The sequence below is a fragment of the Mesorhizobium sp. M0830 genome, assembly GCF_040319965.1.
Lineage (GTDB): Bacteria > Pseudomonadota > Alphaproteobacteria > Rhizobiales > Rhizobiaceae > Mesorhizobium.
Genome location: NZ_JAMYOR010000088.1, coordinates 1 through 20,558, shown reverse-complemented (window position 1 = coordinate 20,558; position 20,558 = coordinate 1). Strand labels below are relative to the sequence as shown.

20 protein-coding genes are annotated in these 20,558 nt (G+C 62.5%); 7 read left to right on the top strand and 13 right to left on the bottom strand.

Annotated elements, in window-relative coordinates; genetic code table 11:
• Window positions 1-199: 199 nt before the first annotated feature.
• From NKI20_RS31150 to NKI20_RS31095, 12 genes are all read right to left on the bottom strand, one after another.
• Window positions 200-475: a sarcosine oxidase subunit delta gene (locus NKI20_RS31150; RefSeq protein WP_352837706.1), complete on the bottom strand. Its 276-nt coding sequence runs from the start codon at window positions 473-475 to the stop codon at window positions 200-202.
• Between the two features lie 17 nt (window positions 476-492).
• Window positions 493-1,746 (bottom strand): sarcosine oxidase subunit beta family protein, encoded by a 1,254-nt coding sequence (locus tag NKI20_RS31145; protein ID WP_352837704.1) that lies wholly within the window; start codon window positions 1,744-1,746, stop codon window positions 493-495.
• Window positions 1,747-1,783: 37 nt separating this feature from the next.
• Window positions 1,784-3,091 carry a type III glutamate--ammonia ligase gene (glnT, locus tag NKI20_RS31140; protein WP_352600485.1) on the bottom strand — a complete coding sequence of 436 codons (1,308 nt, stop codon included), beginning with the start codon at window positions 3,089-3,091 and terminating at the stop codon, window positions 1,784-1,786.
• A 62-nt stretch (window positions 3,092-3,153) separates the two neighbouring features.
• Window positions 3,154-4,482, bottom strand: a complete 1,329-nt coding sequence (locus NKI20_RS31135) for an FMN-binding glutamate synthase family protein (RefSeq protein WP_352837702.1) — start codon at window positions 4,480-4,482, stop codon at window positions 3,154-3,156.
• 6 nt (window positions 4,483-4,488) lie between these two features.
• On the bottom strand, window positions 4,489-5,214 hold the full coding sequence (locus NKI20_RS31130; protein WP_352729209.1) for a GltB/FmdC/FwdC-like GXGXG domain-containing protein: 726 nt from the start codon (window positions 5,212-5,214) through the stop codon (window positions 4,489-4,491).
• Window positions 5,215-5,218: 4 nt separating this feature from the next.
• On the bottom strand, window positions 5,219-6,115 hold the full coding sequence (locus tag NKI20_RS31125; RefSeq protein ID WP_352837700.1) for a class II glutamine amidotransferase: 897 nt from the start codon (window positions 6,113-6,115) through the stop codon (window positions 5,219-5,221).
• Window positions 6,116-6,200: 85 nt separating this feature from the next.
• Window positions 6,201-6,524 carry a hypothetical protein gene (locus NKI20_RS31120; protein WP_352729207.1) on the bottom strand — a complete coding sequence of 108 codons (324 nt, stop codon included), beginning with the start codon at window positions 6,522-6,524 and terminating at the stop codon, window positions 6,201-6,203.
• Window positions 6,521-7,210 (bottom strand): hypothetical protein, encoded by a 690-nt coding sequence (locus tag NKI20_RS31115; RefSeq protein ID WP_352729205.1) that lies wholly within the window; start codon window positions 7,208-7,210, stop codon window positions 6,521-6,523. The genes NKI20_RS31120 and NKI20_RS31115 overlap by 4 nt, the downstream gene beginning before the upstream one ends.
• A 45-nt stretch (window positions 7,211-7,255) precedes the next feature.
• Complete coding sequence (locus tag NKI20_RS31110; RefSeq protein WP_352837698.1) at window positions 7,256-8,650, bottom strand: APC family permease; 1,395 nt, start codon at window positions 8,648-8,650, stop codon at window positions 7,256-7,258.
• A gap of 14 nt (window positions 8,651-8,664) precedes the next feature.
• Window positions 8,665-8,826: a hypothetical protein gene (locus NKI20_RS31105; protein ID WP_023759014.1), complete on the bottom strand. Its 162-nt coding sequence runs from the start codon at window positions 8,824-8,826 to the stop codon at window positions 8,665-8,667.
• Window positions 8,827-8,857: 31 nt separating this feature from the next.
• On the bottom strand, window positions 8,858-9,235 hold the full coding sequence (locus tag NKI20_RS31100) for a hypothetical protein (protein WP_023759015.1): 378 nt from the start codon (window positions 9,233-9,235) through the stop codon (window positions 8,858-8,860).
• Between the two features lie 12 nt (window positions 9,236-9,247).
• The gene (locus NKI20_RS31095; RefSeq protein WP_352837695.1) at window positions 9,248-9,535 is read right to left on the bottom strand and encodes a hypothetical protein; all 288 of its coding nucleotides are present in this window, start codon (window positions 9,533-9,535) and stop codon (window positions 9,248-9,250) included.
• 287 nt (window positions 9,536-9,822) lie between these two features.
• On the opposite strand from NKI20_RS31095, the gene NKI20_RS31090 reads away from it, so the two are divergent.
• The 4 genes from NKI20_RS31090 to NKI20_RS31075 are packed head-to-tail and all read left to right on the top strand — an operon-like array spanning window position 9,823 to window position 13,606.
• Window positions 9,823-10,956 (top strand): aminomethyl transferase family protein, encoded by a 1,134-nt coding sequence (locus NKI20_RS31090; RefSeq protein WP_352837693.1) that lies wholly within the window; start codon window positions 9,823-9,825, stop codon window positions 10,954-10,956.
• Between the two features lie 41 nt (window positions 10,957-10,997).
• Window positions 10,998-11,594 carry a dimethylamine monooxygenase subunit DmmA family protein gene (locus NKI20_RS31085; protein ID WP_352600468.1) on the top strand — a complete coding sequence of 199 codons (597 nt, stop codon included), beginning with the start codon at window positions 10,998-11,000 and terminating at the stop codon, window positions 11,592-11,594.
• Window positions 11,591-12,556, top strand: coding sequence for a PDR/VanB family oxidoreductase (locus tag NKI20_RS31080; RefSeq protein WP_352837691.1), 966 nt, complete (start codon window positions 11,591-11,593; stop codon window positions 12,554-12,556). Before NKI20_RS31085 ends, NKI20_RS31080 begins: the two co-directional genes overlap by 4 nt.
• Before the next feature lie 9 nt (window positions 12,557-12,565).
• A complete protein-coding gene (locus NKI20_RS31075) occupies window positions 12,566-13,606 on the top strand; it encodes a heme-dependent oxidative N-demethylase family protein (RefSeq protein ID WP_352837689.1) in 1,041 nt (346 codons plus the stop codon).
• A gap of 212 nt (window positions 13,607-13,818) precedes the next feature.
• Here the strand turns inward: NKI20_RS31075 and NKI20_RS31070 are convergent, their stop codons facing one another.
• Complete coding sequence (locus tag NKI20_RS31070; RefSeq protein ID WP_352729193.1) at window positions 13,819-14,535, bottom strand: helix-turn-helix domain-containing protein; 717 nt, start codon at window positions 14,533-14,535, stop codon at window positions 13,819-13,821.
• A gap of 337 nt (window positions 14,536-14,872) precedes the next feature.
• Here NKI20_RS31070 and NKI20_RS31065 point away from each other — a divergent pair, with 337 nt between their 5' ends.
• The 3 genes from NKI20_RS31065 to NKI20_RS31055 all read left to right on the top strand — a co-directional run bounded on the left by NKI20_RS31065 (window position 14,873) and on the right by NKI20_RS31055 (window position 20,299).
• Entirely contained in the window at window positions 14,873-16,231 is a 1,359-nt protein-coding gene (locus tag NKI20_RS31065) for a trimethylamine monooxygenase (RefSeq protein ID WP_352837687.1), read from the top strand.
• Window positions 16,232-16,651: 420 nt separating this feature from the next.
• Complete coding sequence (locus tag NKI20_RS31060; RefSeq protein ID WP_023759023.1) at window positions 16,652-17,746, top strand: branched-chain amino acid ABC transporter substrate-binding protein; 1,095 nt, start codon at window positions 16,652-16,654, stop codon at window positions 17,744-17,746.
• An 81-nt stretch (window positions 17,747-17,827) separates the two neighbouring features.
• Window positions 17,828-20,299 carry an adenylate/guanylate cyclase domain-containing protein gene (locus tag NKI20_RS31055; RefSeq protein WP_352837708.1) on the top strand — a complete coding sequence of 824 codons (2,472 nt, stop codon included), beginning with the start codon at window positions 17,828-17,830 and terminating at the stop codon, window positions 20,297-20,299.
• Window positions 20,300-20,558 lie beyond the last annotated feature (259 nt).

Below are 20,558 nucleotides of genomic sequence, written 5' to 3'. Positions count from 1 at the left end.
TGGGTGTTGTTTTTTTGTTTGATTCGCTGGGCGCGGGGGCGGGCCTCCACCCGCCGGCGGTGGGGGGGGGGGGGGGGTGCGGGGGGGGGGGGGGGCCCCGCGGCGCCGACCCCCACCCGGACCTGCGGTCCAACCTCCCCACAAGTGGGAGGTGGAGGGCTGGCGCTTTTCGCGACGGCTATGGTCTCGACAGGAAAACTCATTTCGCGACCTGCCTCGCCCCAGCCCCGGCCGCCGGCTCCACCGCCGAAATCTCATGCGTCAGCGTGTTGCGGGTGACCTTCAGCCAAGCCCGGCAGCCGCTGCCATGGTACCAGTATTCGCTGGTCTGCCCGGCGACGTTGTCGCGCAGATAGACATAGTCGAAGACCTCGTCTTGTGAGGCGCCGGCTTCGGGCCGCACCGGCTTGGCATCGCCGAGATAGGTGAACTCGCCGAGTTCACGTTCGCCGCAGAAGGGACAGACAATGCGCATGCTGTTCTAGGCCGCCTTCAATGCAGGTTCGGTTGGGCGCCCTGGCCCTTTTCGTCGATCATCGCACCAGTCCGGAACCGGTCGAGGCGGAACCGCGCCGCCTCTTCGTGCGGTGTGTCGCGGGCCAAGAGGTGGGCGAACACGAAGCCCGAGCCCGGCGTCGCCTTGAAGCCGCCATAGCACCAGCCGGCGTTGATATAGAGCCCTTCGACCGGGCTCTTGTCGATGATCGGCGAGCCATCCATCGACATGTCCATGATGCCGCCCCACTGGCGCAGAAGACGCACACGGCCGATCATCGGCATCAGCGCCATGCCGCCCTCGCAGACGTCCTCCATCACAGGCATGTTGCCGCGCTGGGCATAGGAATTGTAGCCGTCTATGTCGCCGCCGAAGACCAGCCCGCCCTTGTCTGACTGGCTGACATAGAAATGGCCGGCGCCGAAGGTCATGACGCCGGGGATGAGCGGTTTGATCGCCTCGGAGACGAAGGCCTGCAGCACATGGCTTTCGATCGGCAGGCGCAAACCGGCCATCGCCGCGACGCGCGAGGAACTGCCGGCAACAGCCATGCCGACCTTTCCGGCGCCGATCTTGCCGCGCGACGTCTCGACGCCGGTCACCTTGCCGTTGGCGTCGCGGGTGAACCCCGTCACCTCGCAGTTCTGGATGATGTCGACGCCGAGCGCGCTTGCCGCATGGGCATAGCCCCAGACCACGGCATCGTGGCGCGCCGTGCCACCGCGCCGCTGCAGGAGCCCGCCTTGCACGGGAAAGCGCGCATTGTCGAAGTTCAGGAACGGTATCATCTTCTTGACGGCGGCGAGGTCGAGCAGTTCGGCGTCGATGCCGTTGATGCGCATCGTGTTGCCGCGCCGTGCATAGGCGTCGCGCTGTGCGTCGGAGTGGTAGAGGTTGATGACGCCGCGCTGGCTGACCATCGTGTTGTAGTTGAGGTCCTGCTCCATCCGCTCCCACAGCTTCATCGACAGTTCGTAGAAGCCGGTGTTGCCGGGCAGGCCGTAATTGGAGCGGATGATGGTGGTGTTGCGGCCGGCATTGCCGGAGCCGATCCAGCCTTTTTCGAGCACGGCGACGTTTCTGATGCCGTACTCGCTGGCCAAGAACCAGGCGGTTGCCAGCCCGTGGCCGCCGCCGCCGATGATCACCACGTCGTAATGGTCCTTCGGCGTGGCGTCACGCCACGTGCGTTGCCAGTTCTTGTGGCCGGACAGGGCGGCGCGGGCGAGCGAGAAGATCGAATATTTCATACGTTCATTCCGAGGTCGCTCGCATCCCGCCGGGTCGTCAGATATCCAGCGTGTGGTCGCGCTCCCATTGCGTGAAGTGCGAAGCATAGGAATTCCATTCCTGGTGCTTCAGCTTTAGGTAGGCCGACGAGAATTCCTCACCCAGCGCCGCCTTGAGCGATTTGTCGTTGTCGAACTCGCGCAACGCATCGAGCAGGTTGAGCGGCAGCTTCGGCGCGCCCTCCACCGTATGGCCGTGCTGGTACATGTCGATGTCGTAGCGCCTGCCCGGATCGGCTTTCGAGCGGATGCCGTCGAGGCCGGCCGCGATGATGACCGCCTGCAGCAGATAAGGGTTGGCGGCACCATCCGGCAGGCGCAGTTCGAAGCGGCCGGGACCGGGCACGCGCACCATGTGGGTGCGGTTGTTGCCGGTCCAGGTCACCGTGTTCGGCGCCCAGGTGGCGCCCGAAATGGTGCGCGGCGCGTTGATACGCTTGTAGGAATTGACTGTCGGGTTGGTGATCGCAGCCAGGGCCGAAGCATGCTTCATGATGCCGCCGAGGAAATTCCTGCCCTTCGCCGACAGGCCGAGTTCCATCGCATTGTCGGCGAAGACGTTGGTCTTGCCGGCCTTGTCCCACACCGAGATATGGGCGTGGCAGCCATTGCCGGTCAGTCCCTGGAAGGGTTTGGGCATGAAGGTCGCTCGAAGGCCATGTTTTTCCGCGATCGACTTGACCATGAATTTGAAGAACGAGTGCTTGTCGGCGGTCGCCAGCGCGTCGTCGAAGGCCCAGTTCATCTCGAACTGGCCGTTGGCATCCTCGTGGTCGTTCTGGTAGGCGCCCCAGCCGAGCGCCAGCATGTGGTCGCAGATTTCCGCGATGACATCGTAGCGGCGCATCACCGCCTGCTGGTCGTAGCAAGGTTTCGACGCCGTATCGTATTCGTCGGAGATCGTCTTGCCGTCCGGTGAGATCAGGAAGAACTCGGCCTCGACGCCGGTCTTGACATGCATGCCATCACTGGCGGCTTCCGCGATCAGCCGCTTCAGCGTGTTGCGCGGCGCCTGGTCGACCTCCTTGTCGTCCATGATGCAGTTGGCTGCGACCCAGGCGACCTCAGGCTTCCACGGCAGCTGAATGACCGAATTCGGATCCGGCACCGCCAGCATGTCGGGATGCGCCGGCGTCAGATCGAGCCACGTGGCGAAGCCGGCAAAGCCGGCGCCATCCTTCTGCATGTCGGCGATCGCCTGCGCCGGCACCAGCTTGGCACGCTGGCCACTGAACAGGTCGGTGTAGGAAATCATGAAGTATTTGACGTTTTTCGCCCTTGCGAATTCAGCAAGATCAAGTGTCACCGCAGTTCCCCATTTTTGTCGATTGTTGGCCCCAGAGCATGTGGGCTTCGGCCCTTCGTTGATCAGAAGCCGTTCTTCCCCGGTGTCCAGTTGGTGCCGGCCAGCGGCACGCCGGCCATGGCGGCTGCCTCGATCGTCAGCGCGACGAGGTCCTCGGGCTCGAGATTGTGCAGGCTGTTCTTGCCGCACGCGCGGGCGATCGTTTGAGCCTCGAGCGTCATCACCTTGAGGTAGTTCGCCAGCCGGCGTCCGGCGGCGATGGGATCGACCCGCTTCATCAGTTCCGGGTCCTGCGTGGTGATGCCGGCCGGGTCGCGCCCCTCGTGCCAGTCGTCATAGGCGCCGGCCGTGGTGCCGAGTTCGTTATACTCCGCCTCCCAGTGGGGATCGTTGTCGCCGAGCGCGACAAGGGCAGCCGTGCCGATCGAGACCGCATCGACGCCGAGCGCCAGCGCCTTGGCGACATCGGCGCCGTTGCGGATGCCGCCGGAGACGATCAGCTGCACCTTGCGGTGCATGCCGAGATCCTGCAGCGCCTGCACCGCCGGCCTGATGCAGGCAAGCGTCGGCTGGCCGACATTCTCGATGAACACTTCCTGGGTCGCGGCGGTGCCGCCCTGCATGCCGTCGACGACGACGACATCGGCACCGGCCTTCACGGCAAGCGCAGTGTCGTAATAAGGCCGCGCGCCGCCAACCTTGACGTAAATCGGCTTCTCCCAGTCGGTGATTTCACGCAGTTCGAGGATCTTGATCTCGAGATCGTCGGGTCCGGTCCAGTCCGGGTGGCGCGAGGCGGAGCGCTGGTCGATGCCTTTCGGCAGCGTGCGCATTTCGGCGACGCGGTCGGAGATCTTCTGGCCAAGCAGCATGCCGCCGCCGCCGGGCTTGGCGCCCTGGCCGACGACCACCTCGATGGCATCGGCCCGGCGCAAATCGCGCGGGTTCATGCCGTAGCGGGAGGGCAGATATTGATAGACCAGTTGCTTGGAATGGCCGCGCTCTTCCTCGGTCATGCCGCCATCGCCCGTGGTGGTCGAGGTGCCGGCCAGTGTCGCGCCGCGCCCAAGTGCTTCCTTGGCGGGCCCCGACAGCGAACCAAAGCTCATGCCGGCGATGGTGATCGGGATCTTCAGCTCTATCGGCTTCTTGGCATGACGCGAACCCAGCACCACGCTGGTGTCGCAGCGTTCGCGATAGCCTTCGAGCGGGTAACGCGAGATCGAGGCGCCGAGGAACAGGAGGTCGTCGAAGTGCGGCAGCTTGCGTTTGGCACCGCCGCCACGGATGTCATAGATGCCGGTCGCCGCGGCGCGGCGAATTTCGGAAAGCGTATAGTCGTCGAAGGTCGCGGATTTGCGCGGCGTCGTCGGCGGGTTCCTGTAGGTCATGCTGCCTCAATACGCGTCGGCGTTGTCGATATTGAAATTGTAGAGCGTGCGCGCCGAGCCGTAGCGCTTGAATTCCGAGGGCTTGACGCCGGTGACGCCGGCGCGGTCGAGCAGGCCCTGCAGCAATTCCAGATGCTCGGTCCGCATCTCCTTGGCAATGCAGTCGGCACCGAGGCTGTCGACCTTGCCGCGCACGAACAGCCGCGCCTCGTAGATGGAATCGCCCAGCGCGTCGCCGGCGTCGCCAAGCACCACCAGATTTCCGGACTGCGCCATGAACGCAGACATGTGGCCGATATTGCCGTGAACGACGATGTCGATCCCCTTCATCGAGATGCCGCAGCGCGACGAGGCGTTGCCCTCGATGACCAGCAGGCCGCCCCTGCCGGTGGCGCCGGCATACTGGCTGGCGTCACCCTTGATGGTGATCGACCCCGACATCATGTTCTCGCCGACGCCGGGACCCGCCGAGCCATGCACGGTAATCGTGCTGCCGGAATTCATGCCGCCGCAGTAATAGCCGACGCTGCCGCGCACATCGATGGCGACAGGCTGGTCGACGCCAACGGCGACCGAATGACTGCCTTTCGGATGGAGCACCTCCCAGGCCGTTTCATTCGAGCCGGGAGCCAGATTGTGAAGCGCCTGGTTGAGTTCGCGCAGCGACAGCTGGTCGAGATCGAAGACCCGAGGCACGTGCGCCGTCGTCATTGAAAGGTTTATTGCCGGCATGAACTCAGTGCTCCCAGAAATAGACGGTTGCGGGCTCGGGTTCCCAGACCCTCGCATTGTCTATGCCGGGCAGTTTGGTCAGCGCGCGATATTCCGAGCCGAACGCGACATACTGGTCGGTTTCGGCCATCACGGCGGGCTTGCAGGCGATCGGGTCGCGCACCACGCCGAAGCCGTTCTTGGTGCCGACGACGAAGGTGAAGAAGCCGTCGAGATCGGAGAGCGTGCCTTCGAGCGCTTCGCCGAGATTCTTGCCATGCGCCATCTGCGACGAGAGATAGGCGGCGGCGACCTCGGTGTCATTCTCGGTCTCGAAGGTCATGCCTTCGCGGATCAGCTCGCGGCGGACATTGTTGTGGTTGGACAGCGAACCATTGTGCACCAGGCACTGGTCGGCGCCGGTCGAGAACGGATGCGCGCCCATCGTCGTCACTGCCGATTCCGTCGCCATGCGGGTGTGGCCGATGCCATGCGTGCCGGTCATCTTGCGAACATCGAAGCGATCGACGACGGCCTCGGGCAGGCCGACTTCCTTGTAGATCTCGACAACGTCGCCGGCGCCCATGATGCGGATGTCGGGGCGTAGCGCTTGGATGGTTTCGCGCGCTTCGTCGATCTTGGCAGGCGTGGTCCTGACGACCGCATGGGTGGATTTCACCGCGATCGTCACCGGTGTGCCGATGGCCCTGGCGAGTTCCGCCTCGAGGCCGCGGAAATCGCGCTCCGGCTTGGCTGACTGGATGGTGATCTTGGCCTCATTCTTGGAAGGCGCGCCATAGATGGCGATGCCGGCGCTGTCGGGACCGCGATCGCTGAGCGAGATCAGCATCTGCGACAGCATCGCCCCAAGGTGGGGTTCCAGCGCCTTGTCCTTCAAAAACAGTCCGACAATTCCACACATGTCAGCCTCCCAACGTTTGTAGCTATAAGATGGTGTATCGAATGCGTTGACGAAATTCAATGATATGAAAAAAATTTTCCTCTGGTTACGTGTGTGGCGTAATGCCGCCATGCGAATTGTCGCTGCCCGTCCGCGCATTGTGAACCCATTTGGCGGTGCGGATGCGGGCGATCTTGTAGGCGTCGAGGATCGACAGGGCATAGATCAGGAAGCCGCCGGCATGGCGGCCGACGAAGCTGGCATCAGGCGGCGCGATCTTGGCCGTGACCCATGCCAGAATCACCATGAAGAAGAGGAACTGCAGGCCGCGCACCGGCACGCCGAGAATGACATGTCCGCTTGCCGGCAGCACGATTGCGGCGCCGAGAACCAGATAGGGATTGATTGGTGAGGGGGTGGAACTGGTCATGCGGCCTGCCGTTCGGTTTTGTTGATGGCGTCGCGCAGCGCCGATACCGATACCAGCAATCTTTCGATCAATGCTGGATCGAGTGTGGTGCCGCCAAATTCGGCTTGCCGGAAAACGCCGTAGCGTGCCCGTTCGGCCTCGGCCAGCAGCCAGACGATACGCACTCCGTTCGGGGTGATCAGCAGTTCCTTGGCGCGCCCCTCGGCAAAGATCTCGATATGGCTGGCGATGAGGCCCTGGGGAAAGCGCGCCGCCCTGCGGTCGGTGCGCAGCACCGCCTCGGCAGGAAATCCCGGGGCCTTCGGCAGAGTATGCTCAAGGTGATCGAAATTGGAGAAGGTCGTCGGCGAGCCCGGCCGCATCATCATGTCGAAGGTAGCTGGCACGGCGACCGCTTCGGTGACCGAAACACTGAGCCAGCGCGCCGGCAGTTTCCGCGTCGCCAGCGTATCGACGATGGTGCGTACCTGCACGCGCCGGCCTCTCCATGATCCTTGCCAGGTGATGACGCCGGCGGTGCCCTCCGAGACAATGGCTGCGTCGGCGATGATTGTGCGGACGCGGCCCTGCTCGACGGCGAGCGCAGCCGAGGCCCTGTTGCGGCCGATGCGCGCCAGCCAGGCAAGGTGGAGGACGAGAGCCAGGACAATGGCCCCGGCAAGCAGTGCTGATGTCACCTCGGACATTTTCTCATGCCAGGCCCGCCCGGAGTCCGGACGGGCCTACTCCCATCAATACCCCTGCGGCTTCGGCCACGGCATGGTGAACTGGTCGCCGCGCCGCACGAATCTGTACCGGTAGAAATGGAACCACAGCGAGATCAGGAAGTAGAAGGCGACCATGGCGATCAGCTGCGAACCGAAGCCGAGGAAAATGGCGAAGAAAGTCACCACGCACAGGCAAAACAGAACGACGGCCGGGATCGGATGGAACGGGTGCGTGTAGCCGCGGCGTATGGAGCCCAGCGGCCACTTCTTGCGGAACATGACGATGTTGATGCTCATGAACGTGTATTGCAGCACGCCTGACAGGATCGAGAAGGTGATCGCCTGATTGAGGTCGGCGATGAAGGCGAAGGCCAGCGCGATCGGCAGCAGGAACAGGATCGAGCGGTAGGGCGTGCGATATTTCGGATGCACGGCCGAGAACCAGGTCGGCAGATAGCGGTCACGGCCGAGCGAGAACCAGGCGCGCGCGGCGTCGTTGATGCAGCCATTGGCCGAAGCCAGCGCGGCAAGCAGCGTGGCGACGAACAGCAGGTTCTCGAGCAGCGGACTGCCGGTCAGCTTGCCCGCGTCCCACAGCGGATAATAGGTGATGCCCAGATATTCCCAGGGCATCATCGAGGCGCAGACATACCAGGTCATGGCGGCGGCGATCAAAAGCGTGATCATGCCGGCCATAGTGCCGTAAGGCAGCGAGCGGGCCGGCGAGCGCACTTCTTCGGCGGCCTGCGTGGTGCCCTCGATGCCGAGATAATACCAGATTCCGAACTGGAAGGCGGCGATGACGCCGATCCAGCCATAGGGCAGGGCGTTGCCGGGGGTAACCAGTTCGTTGAGCTTCAGCACGGCGCCTTGCGTCCACGGGCTGACCGAGAAGAACAGGATGACGATCGAGATATAGGCGATTGCGGTGATGACGAAGTTGACGTTGAGCGTCATCAGCACGCCACGATAGTTCAGCCATGCCAGCACGACGATGGTCGCGGCGATGAAGGAATTGTGGGTCAGGCCTTCGACCCCCGCCTTGGCGACGATGGTGTCGCCAAGCAGGATGGCGTCGGACACTTCGAGCATGGTGTAGGCAAAGACCAGGAACAGCGCGACATTGAACGCCATCAGCGGTCCGACGATGTGCTTGGCCTGCGCATATTGGCCGCCGGCGGCGGCGACGGTCGATGTCACCTCGGAATCTATCATCGCGACCGAGGTGTAGAGCAATCCGACAACCCAGCAGACGATCAGCGCGGCCAGCGCGCCGCCCTTGTCGGCGGCAAAATTCCAGCCTGTGAATTCGCCGACGAGAACGATGCCGACGCCAAGCGCCCAGACATGGGCCGGGCCAAGCACGCGCAGCAGGGAAACCCTGTCTCCGTGGATTGCCGGTTCAAGTATAACCGTCATTGTTCAATCCCCACTCAGATCCGGTGTTTTTCGGAAACGGCTTCCAGTTCACCTTCGCGCGACGAGGTCAGCACCTCTTCGGAGAAGGTCGTGTCGACCTTGAACCAGTCGTAGAGCATCCACAGGGCAAGCACGATCGAGATGCCCCAGCATGCGTAAGAGAGTACCGTCCACATGGTGCGTGCCCCAATTTTGTCGTCGAAGCTTTTACTTGTCGTCGAATTTTTCGTTGATGACGTCGCGATATTCGCGGTCGGACGCGCGAAACAGGAAGACGAAATAGCCGATCAGCACCGCGGCCATGATGATCAGCGTCGGCCAGTCAATGACATAGTGGAAGCGGTTCTGGATGATGTCGTGCGCCGTCTCGGGCGTGTAGCCGAGCTTTTCCCAGATCGAGGCCATGGTCGGGTTCTGGCCAAGCGCTTCCCACGTCTTGGCGTCGAGCGCGTCGATCGATTTTGCCGCACCGGCAAGGCCCAGCTTGAGCGGCAGCCACAGTGCCACGAAAATGGCGACCACGACGACGGCGATGTCGAAAACCTGCCCGGCCTTGCTCTGCTCCGGTGGCGTGTAGCGCGGCATCTCTTCTACCCCTCAGGACTTGCGGTTGCGGAACGCGTCGGCGTTCTTGATATCGAGCCCGTAGATGAATTCCTTGTCTTCCTTGTAGTGCTTGACCATCGCCAGGATGGCGGCCGTGTTGAAGATCAGCACGGCAGCGGCGGCGGCGGCGACGACCGCCTTGATCCCCGTGTTCGGGACGTACGGCCACGTCATGAAGAGGACGAAGAGGATCGTCGCCCACAGGCACACGATCAGGAGCGCGGACCCGCGCACGTCGGAACGGTACAGCGCTTCGATGCGCTGGTGCATGTCTGACATCGGTTTTCCCCTTTTCCCAACGTTCGACCCCGAATTGGCCGCCCGCTGCCCTCTTTCAAGAGAGTGAAATTTTTTTCATAAATTCCGTCCGAATCCCGCAATTGTCAAGCGCGATTTACGCCGGGTTAACCGTTTGCTTCGCGCGACGGATTTTGCCTCACAATGAAATTAATTGCTTATGGGTATTGCGGCGACCTGACGTTTGCGGTCAATATTCGGCCAAAGCTCCCGCCGCTGCGCAGGGAGCGGGGAACGGCAAAAGATTTTTCGAAGCGGAGGACGTGCGGATGACGGCATCCTGGAGATTTTCGGCCCTGGCGGATCGCCATCGCGCGCTCGGTTCGAAGCTCGAAGACTGGAGCGGCATGGGAACCGCCTGGAGCTACGACAAGGATGCCGACGAGGAGTATATCGCCATCCGCACCAAGGCTGGCCTGATGGACGTCTCCGGCCTCAAGAAGGTCCACATCACCGGGCCGCATGCCTCGCACCTGATCGACCTGGCGACGACGCGCGATGTCGAAAAGATCTATCCCGGCAAGTCGGCCTATGCCTGCATGCTGAACGAGGCGGGAAAATTCACCGACGACTGCATCCTCTACCGCACCGGCCCCAATGCCTGGATGGTCGTGCACGGATCGGGCACCGGCCATGAGGAATTGCAACGTGCTTCGGTGGGACGCGACGTCTCGCTGCGCTTCGACGACAATCTGCACGATCTGTCGCTGCAGGGCCCGACCGCTGTCGACTATCTGGCCAAGCATGTGCCGGGCATCCGCGATCTCAACTATTTCCACCACATGCAGACGCAGCTGTTCGGCTTTCCGGTGATGATCTCGCGCACCGGTTATACCGGCGAGCGCGGCTACGAGATCTTCTGCCGCGGCCAGGATGCCGGCACGATCTGGGACAGGATCCTCGACGAAGGCAAGAGCGCCGGCATCATTCCATGCCGCTTCACCACGCTCGACATGCTGCGCGTCGAAAGTTACCTGCTCTTTTATCCTTACGACAATTCCCAAAAGTATCCGTTCGACAATGAAGGCCCCGGCGACACACTGTGGGAACTCGGCCTCGATTTCACCGTCAGCCCTGGCAAGACGGGCTTTCGCGGCGCCGAGGAGCACTACCGCCTGAAGGGCAAGGAGCGCTTCAAGATCTATGGCGTTCTGCTTGACGGCAAGGAGCCCGCCGATGAAGGCGCGCCGGTCTATCGCGACGGAAAGAAGGTCGGCTTGGTGACCTGCGCCATGTATTCGCCGCTGGTCGAGAAATCGATGGGCATCGCCCGGCTCGACGTCGATTGCGCGGTCAAGGACACCAGGCTCGAAATCCGCAACAAGAGCGGTGCCATCAAGGCGACTGCGCAGCCGCTTCCCTTCGATGATCCCAAGAAGGCCAAGCGCACGGCGAAAGGTTGAGGCATAGTCAACGGCGAGGGGTTCGAGGCACGAAGAGTTAGATGGCAGTCAAAAGCATCATCAGCCGGCCGGTTTACGGAACCTTGGGTCCGCAACCGGGCAAGCATCATCTATTTATCGCGGATGCGGAAGGGGCGCTGGCGATAAGGGACATGGCCGGCAGCGCGCCGGCCGGGTTCTTCGACGGGGCCGAAATCGTCTTTATTCCTGGCTCTGACGGTAAACACATCGCCGCGCTCGAATCGCTGAAACCGGCACAGTTTCATCAGGCTCCGTCCTTCGCCAGCCTGCTGCCACGGCTCAGGCAGACACTCGCCAACGCGCATATGGGCCTGCGCCTCTATCTCGCCGGCACCGAAGGCCTGATCGGCCAGGCGATGCAGCTGGCGCTTGAAGCCGGCATCGACCACACCTCGATCCAGACCGAGCACCGCGGCTCGCGGGCGCGGCGCATGCAGTGCGTGCACTGCAAGGGCATCACCGAGAATGTGACGACGCAGCCGGCGACCTGCGCGCATTGCGGGCTGCTTCTCCTGGTGCGCGACCACTATTCCAGGCGCATCGCCGCCTTCCAAGGCGTCTGCATCAATGCGGAAGATCGCTCGGAGATTCCTCCGATGGAGGAGATTTTTCGATGAGCACCGGAACAACAAAACTCGATGTCGTGGTCAGCGATGTCGTACCGGTCAACGACCTGGTCACCCGCTTCCATTTCCGTCGCCGCGACGGCGAGCTTTTGCCGACCTTTTCCGGCGGCGCCCATGTCGTGGTCGAGATGCGCGATGGCGAGCGCACCAGGCTCAATCCTTATTCACTGATGGGCTCGCCGCTCGACACGCGCGAATATACGATCTCGGTGCGCCGTGATGATGTCGGCCGCGGTGGCTCGCTGTTCATGCACCGGAGCGTCAAGCCCGGCATGGAGATGGTGGTCAGCTATCCCGTCAATCTGTTCTCGCTCGACCTGCGCGCCAAGAAGCACCTGATGCTGGCCGGCGGCATCGGCATCACGCCGTTCATGGCGCAGACCGCGCAACTGGCGGCCGAAGGCGGCAATTTCGAACTGCACTACACCTGCCGCACCGCATCGCTCGGCACCTATGCCGATGTGCTGCGCGAGCGCTACGGCCGTCGCATCAGGCTCTATCACGACGATCGCGAGGAACGCATCGAGCTCGACCGCTTGCTGTCGACGCAGCCGCTCGGCACGCATCTCTATGTCTGCGGCCCGGCCGGCATGATCAATTGGGTGCGTGACCGCGCGGCAAGCCTCGGCTGGCCGCCGGAGACCGTGCATTTCGAGCATTTCGCGGCCCCCCAGCCCGGGCTGCCGTTCGACGTGACGCTTGCCGTCAGCGCCAAGACGATCCGTGTCGACGAGCAGCAGAGCCTTCTCGAGGCGATCGAGGCGGCCGGCGTCGATCCGCCCTATCTCTGCCGCGGCGGCGTCTGCGGCCAGTGCGAAACCAACGTCATCTCTTCGGACGGCAGGTTCATCCACAACGACCACTGGCTGGGCGAGGAAGAGCACCGTTCAGGCAAGAAGATCATGCCGTGCGTGTCGCGCTTCGAGGGCCGGTCGCTGGTCCTGGAGCGCTAGGAGAAAATCATGGGCATCACCTTTCGCAAGGAAACGTTCCGCGACGATTTCACCTTCAGGAACAGCCCGGAGCACATAAGGCGGTTTCCGTTCCCGTTCCACGAAGACGCCTACATGTATGCGGTCAACATCGAGCCGCATGTCGTCGGGCCGAAGGGCAGCGTGCTGGAAAACCTGATCGACGTCGACGAGCACTATGTCGCCGAGATGCAGGACCGTGCCTTGGTGTTGGCCGAGGATCCGCTGCGCTGCCAGTCGCTGCCGCACATGACGCTGGCCGGCTGGGACCTACTCGAGCTTTTGATGGAGCAGCAGGCACTTGGCTATCCCGAGCACTTCACGCTGACCCGTGACGGCGACCGCTGGCGCTGGATCAACCGGCCGCTCGGCATCGACGACACCTTCACTTTCGGCGACACCTCGACGCTGCCTTACGGACCGATGGAGTACATCACCCGGCAGAGCCAGGGCGATTTCTGTATCCTCGACCAGCGCGACGGCAATCTGTGGATGGATGCCGGCATGGTCACCACCCAGGCCGACTGGTCGCTCGATTTCGACATCGGCATGAATTTCTTCGAATGGCACGCGCCGGTGCCGCTGGCGCATGAGAAGGGGATTTTCGTCAGGGCGCTGAAATTCCTCACCAACATCCAGCAAGGCAAGCCGGCGCGGCGCCTGAACTGGACGATGACCATCAATCCACGCCTCGATACAAGCCCTGAGAACTATCACAAGTGGGGTCCGGACCGGACGACGGTGACGCCCGAAAATGTCGGCGACAAGGTGCATCTGCGCGTCGAACTGCAGAGCTTCTGGCGCCTGCCGCGCTCGAACGGCATCGTCTTTCCGATCCGCTGCTACCTGATCAAGATGGACGAACTGGTGACGCAGCCGAAATGGGCACGGCGCCTGCACCGCGTCATCCGCGATCTTCCTGACGAGCTTGCCAACTACAAAGGCTTGACGCGATACCGCCCGGCGTTGGTCGAGTGGTTGTCGAAGCTGGATGATGGGAGTGCGACGTCGCCGGGGTTCGGCCCGGATTGAAGCTGCCGCCCGCAAATCTGCCGATCTCCCCCCTCGTGTGGGAGATGCCCGGCAGGGCAGAGGGGGGCGCGAAGGAACGCAAACCTTACCCACCCTCGGCGAAGATCACCAACAACCCCGAGGTTGCAGCTGTGATGATTGATAAGTTGGCGGGACAGCGCCCCCCTCTGTCCTGCCGGACATCTCCCCCACGAGGGGGGAGATCGGCTAACCTAGCCCGCACTCTGCGGATAGCAGATGATCGAGAGATAGCGCATCGGCAATTTGGTCAGCTGCTCCGGCCCGTGCGGCGCATCCGCGTCGAAGAACAGGCTGTCGCCGGGCTTCATCGGGTAGAGGTTGCTGCCGTGCCGGTAAACGACCTCGCCCTCGAGCATGTAGAGGAACTCCATGCCTTCGTGCTGGAAGGTCGGGAACACATCCGAATCCTCCGTCAGCGTGATCAGATAGGGTTCGACGACGACGCCGCTGGTGTTGGAACCGATATGACCGAGCAGATTGTACTGGTGGCCGGCTCGCGTACCGCGGCGCTCGACATCGAGGCCCTCGCCCGCCTTGACGAAGACGGCACTGCGCTCTTCCTCGAAGCGGCGGAAGAAGGCGGTCACCGGAACGCCCAGCGCCCGCGACAGTGCCTGCAAAGTGGTCAGCGACGGCGAGGTGATGCCGTTCTCGATTTTCGACAGCATGCCCAGCGAAATGTCGGTGGCGACCGCGAGGTCTGCGACGGTGATGCCGAGCTTCTTGCGGAAGGCGCGCACCTCGCGGCCGATCGCGACCTCCAGCACTTTTTCGCGGGTGTCGCGAATGGCGTGCGGGTTCTGCGTCAGCGGCGCGCGGATGGTTTTCCCGTCGGCCGAGACCTTTGGCAGCGGCTTGGCCTTCACGGCCACTGGACCAGCCTTGGAATCGGAAACTGTCTTCGCCATGTCGCCCCGGCACTCCTGGGATTTATTTCACTCTAGGTGAACATGTCAGCTGCCGATACAGCAGCGCAACTGCGACGGCAAGTCGCCTGAAGGCGCATGCGCGTGATCCCGCGTTTGGCCGCACCAGTTTTTTCCGGAAATCCATCACGGTGCAACCTTGTTTCAGCACCGGCCGGTTGACAGCACGAAAGGGCCAATTATTGTCCTGTGAGTGAAATTTGTTTCGTAAGAGCAATTCCACCAAGAGCGTAAAGCGGTTTTCCCGGGAAAAGCCGGTTGCGCTTTCCCTTGGGGATTGCGTCAAGACAAAAGCCGAAATCAGATCGGGAGGCCTGCCATGAAAAGTCGCGTTGCCGTCATCGGAGCCGGTCCATCCGGCCTGGCACAGCTCAGGGCCTTCAAGTCGGCGGCCGACAAGGGCGCCGACATCCCCGAGATCGTCTGCTTCGAAAAGCAGTCGGACTGGGGCGGCCTATGGAATTACACCTGGCGCACCGGCCTCGACGAGCACGGCGATCCTGTGCATGGCTCGATGTACCGCTACCTATGGTCCAACGGCCCGAAGGAATGCCTGGAATTCGCCGACTACACTTTCGAGGAGCACTTTGGCCGGCCGATCGGCTCCTATCCGCCGCGCGCCGTGCTGTGGGATTACATCAAGGGCCGTGTCGAGAAGTCGGGCCTGCGCAAATGGGTGCGCTTCAACAGCCCGGTGCGCATGGTGACGTTTTCGGACGAGACGAAGAAGTTCACCGTCACCGCGCATGACCGCACCAATGACGTCACCTATTCGGAAGAGTTCGACAATGTCGTCGTCGCTTCCGGGCATTTCTCGGTGCCCAACGTGCCCTATTTCGAGGGTTTCTCCACCTTCAACGGCCGCATCCTGCACAGCCATGATTTCCGCGACGCGATGGAGTTCAAGGGCAAGGACATCCTGATCATCGGCCGCTCCTATTCGGCTGAGGACATCGGTTCGCAATGTTACAAGTACGGCGCCAAATCGATCACCTCCAGCTACCGCTCGAAGCCGATGGGCTTCAAATGGCCGGAGAATTGGAAAGAGGTGCCGCTGCTGCAGAGGGTTGTCGGCAAGACGGCGCATTTCAAGGACGGCACCACCAGGGATGTCGATGCCATCATCCTGTGCACCGGCTACCTGCATTCCTTCCCGTTCCTGACCGACGATTTGAAGCTCAAGACCGCCAATCGCATGTGGCCGCTCGATCTCTATGAAGGCGTCGTCTGGGAGAAGAACCCGCAGCTCTCCTATATCGGCATGCAGGACCAGTTCTACACCTTCAACATGTTCGACGCGCAGGCCTGGTTCGCCCGCGACGTTATCATGGGCCGCATCAAACTGCCGTCGGCCGAGGCGATGGCCGCGCACGGCGCGAAGTGGCGGGCGCGTGAGGAAACGCTCGAAGACGCCGAGCAGATGATCTGGTTCCAGGGCGACTACACCAAGGAATTGATGGATCAGACCGACTATCCCGGTTTCGATGTCGAGGCGGTCAACCAGACCTTCATGGAGTGGGAGCACCACAAGGGCGAAGACATTATGAGCTTCCGCGACCACGCCTACCGCTCGCTGATGACCGGCACCATGGCGCCGCTGCACCATACGCCCTGGCTGCACGCGCTGGACGATTCGATGGAGAGCTATCTGGAAGTGAAGGGGGTAGCGGCTGAGTAGCTCCGGTCTCCGAACCGAAGGGTCGCATCAGCGAAAAGTGGATACCGATTTTTTGCTTCGCCGACCTCGGCTTCGGAAAAGATCATGGTCAAATAAGAAAACGAAAATAGAGTCCGCGGCCTAGGGTCAAAACCCAATCATTCTGAACGATCGAGTCCCGGCCCTCTCGGCCATTTGACGCCGAGAGCCTGGACGACGCAAGTTGACCCAATCACGACGCTCACTCCGGTCAGTGGTAACATCCGGATTTGGCGCGCGATTCCGACCTCAGCGAACGAAGTTACGACACGCCATTCCAGTGTATGATTGCTTCGCCAAATTAGATGTGCGCTGCAATAGCAGCCGGAGACAGTCGCGCTTGCCGAAGGGGCTGTCGGCTCTGACGGGATTGGCGTAAGCTACAGCTAAGGGGGTGCACACATGCACCGCATCATCGCCATAGCGATCTTAGTTCTCGCGGCCGTGTTCAGCTCCGCGCGGGCGGAGGTGCTGATCGGCGTCTCGGCTGCGATGACGGGACGGCTCGCTTGGATCGGCGAGCAGGGACAGCGCGGCGCGGAGATGGCAGTGGCCGACGTCAACACGGCGGGCGGCGTGCTCGGCCAGAAGGTGAGGCTCATCTCGGTCGACGACTTTTGCGATCCCGAGCAAGCTGTGGCGGCCGCCAAGAAGCTGGTGGCTGACGGGGTCGTGCTCGTCGTCGGGCATTATTGCTCCGGGGCCTCGATCCCCGCATCAAAAGTGTACGAGGAGGCGGGCGTCGTTGAGATATCCCCAGGCTCGACCAATCCGCAGCTGACCGAACAGGGCCGTGCCAATGTCTTTCGCACCATTGGCCGCGACGACGCGCAAGGTTTCATCGCCGGCAACTACCTTGCCGATCGCTGGGGCAACAAGAAGATTGCGATCCTCCACGACAACTCGACCTATGGGAAGGGTCTCGCCGACGAGACCAGGAAGCAGCTGAACAAGCGGGGCGTGACTGAGGCCGTTTACGACGCATACATTCCCGGGAAGGACGACTATTCGGCCGAGGTCGCTGCGTTGCAGACCGCCGGCGTCTCGGCCTTGTATGTGGGTGGGTATCATGCCGAGGTTGCGCTGATTGCTCGCGCTGCACACGACAGTGGCTATACGCTTCAGCTCATATCCGGAGATGCTTTGGCGACCGAGGAATTTGCCCTGATCGCCGGCCCCGCGGCGGAGGGGACCCTCTTCACGTTCCCGGCGGACCCGAGGCGAAGCTCCGAAGCGGCCGCGGTCGTTGAGCAGTTCCGTGCGGAGAACTTCGAACCCGCGGGCTACACGCTGTTGAGCTACTGCGCGGTCCAGGTCTGGGCCCAGGCCGTCTCGAAGGCAGGTTCGCTGGAGCCGAAGGCCGTCATTGCGGCACTGCACGAACAGGAATTCGACACCGTCATCGGCCGGGTCGATTTCGACGACAAGGGCGACCTCACGAAGCAGAGCTGGGTTTGGTACGTCTGGCGCGGCGGAGAGTACGTGCCGGTTGAATAGGATTCGCTGATCGCCGGCGCGCCGGCTGAGACGTCTAGTCTGATGAAGACCAGTGTGGCCGGACTGTTCCGACTCGCCGAGATGCTTGAACGCCTCGGCATACGCGGCCGGCTGTTGCTCGCCTTTTTCGGGATCAGCGCCCTTGCGGTGCTAGCAACCGCTGCGGCGCTTTATGCCTTCCTCCAGGTTGGCGACGTCGTCGACCGAATTACCACGGATCGAGTGCCGTCGGCGCTCGCCTCCCTCCAGCTGTCGCGCCAGGCCGAACGGGTCGCTGCTGCCGCGCCATCGGTGCTGGCAGCGACAAGCAGGGCTCAGCACAGCGAGGTCTTGGCTGCCGTCGCGCTCGAGATGTCCCGCCTCGAGGCCCTGCGCACGGACCTCCGGGATGCCACGTCGGGCACAGTGCCTTTGGCCGAGATCGAGGAAGCCGCGATTGTTCTGAGGCGCAACCTGAAGGAGCTCGACTCTCTTGTTGTCGCCCGGCTCGACGTGGTAGCCCGTAAGGAGGAACTCCTGAACCGCCTCGCCGCGACGACGACCGGCAGCCAGCGCCTTGTCGCCACCGGCATCCTAGTGATGGATTCCAGGCTCCCGCAATGGCGGGCGGTCGCGGCCGACACGTCGCTGTCGCCTGATCGACGCGCAGCGGCGATGGCCGACCTGGTCCAGGCGATTGCGGCCTACATCCCCCAGCAGAAGGCGCAGCTGGAGATCTCGGCGGTCAACGACGCGCTGGTGAAGGTCGCGAACGCGCCGACGCCGGGCGACCTGGCGTTGATCCTTTTTCCGCTACGCCGTTCGCTCACTGCTCTTGAAAAGGTTGCCACGGAGATCGACGAAAAGCTGCGGATCCGCTTCCGGCAGCGTGTCGACGAATTCAAGGGTTTGACCGACGGCGAGGACAGCATCCCCAAGGCGCGGGAGGACGAGTTTGCTGTCCTGGCACAGGGCGAAAGGCTTCTGGCCGAGAACAATCGACTGTCGCGCAATCTCACCGCTGGCGTCGATCGCCTGGTCGCCACGGCAGACCAGGAGATCGCTGCGTCCGGTCGCGAAGCCGCGCTCGTCCAGCGCTACGGCACCGCGGTTGTGCTCGGCTCCGCCTTCCTCAGCCTCCTGAGTTCGGTTCTGGTTGTCTGGCTCTATGTCGACCGCAGCCTCCTTGCCCGACTGGGGGCCGTGAGCCAGGGCATGCTCGCGATTGCGGGGGGCAACCTTCGTGCGCCGCTGCCCGCAGCTGGCAGCGACGAAATCGGGCGCATGGCCGAAGCGCTGAGACTCTTCCGGGATACTGCTGTCGAGATCGAGGAAAAGAATCTGCGCGACGTTGCGGAAGCTCGTCAGCGGCTCATCGATGCCATCGAAAGCATCTCCGAAGGATTCGCTCTGTACGACTGGGAGGACCGGCTCGTCCTCAGCAACAGCCGCTACCGCGAATTGCTCTACACCGGTCTGGAGACCGAACTGACGCCCGGCACGACATTCGAGCAAATCATTCGCCGGTCCGCTGAGCGCGGCTACATCAGGGACGCCGAGGGGCGGGTCGAGGAGTGGGTCGCCGAGCGCCTCTCGCGGCACCGCAACCCTGGCGAACCTTGGGTGCAGCGGCGAGGCGACGGGCGATGGGTCATGATCAGCGAGCGGCGGATCAGCGCCGGCGGCACGGTCGCCGTCTATTCGGACATCACTGAGCTGAAGCAAAGGGAGGAGAACCTCGCCGAGAAATCCGTGGTTCTGGAGGCGCTTTCCAGCAAGCTGGCGAAGTACCTGGCGCCCCAAGTGTATCGCTCGATATTCACCGGCCGCCAGGAGGTCAGGATCGCCAGCCAGCGGAAGAAACTGACAATCTGCTTCTCCGATATCGCCGGCTTTACCGAGACCACTGACAAAATGGAATCCGAGGATCTCACCCAACTCCTCAATCACTATCTGACGGAAATGTCGAAAATTGCTTCGGATCACGGCGCGACAATCGACAAATATGTCGGCGACGCGATCCTGATGTTTTTCGGCGATCCCGAGACTCGCGGCGTCAAGGAGGACGCGCTGGCTTGCGCGCAGATGGCACTTGCAATGCAAAAGCGGATTATCGAGCTTGCCGAAGTCTGGCGGGACATGGGGATCGAAACACCGCTGCGCTGTCGCATCGGCATCCATACCGACTACTGCACCGTCGGTAACTTCGGCAGCGAGGACCGGATGGACTACACGATAATCGGCGGCGCCGTGAATCTCGCCTCGCGCCTGGAGCAGGAGGCGCCGCCGGGGGCCATCCTCATTTCCTACGAGACGTTTGCGCAAGTGAAGGACTCAATCGACTGTGAGGAGTTGGGGCACGTCCAGGTCAAGGGGATCGCCTATCCCGTCGCCACCTACCGCGTCATCGATCTGAAGGACAATCTGGCGGCCGCTCGTTGTGCTGTTCGAACCGAGCTGCCGCACTTCAGGCTGGAACTTGAACCGGAGCTGATGTCCCCTGACGAGCGTGGCGATGCCGCCACTGCACTTCGAGACGCGCTGGATCGGCTTTGTCACAAGCCCGGGCAGTAGGGCTTGGTCCACAACGACCCCTCCCAATGGACGCAAGGAGTGGGATGTGGGACGCCACTCATTGGCAGAACGGTCGCTCTCAGTCTTCGAACTCCGGCGGAACGTCCGCATCGGAGCCGAGACTTAACATTCACGGCATCACCGGCAAGGTCCGGATATGGCGCGAGGCAGACGCCTAGAGCGGGATGAATTTAGGTTGGGCATAGCCAGCCTCGGTGAAGTAATTTCGGCATTCGGTTGACGTGACCTCGCCGAGGAT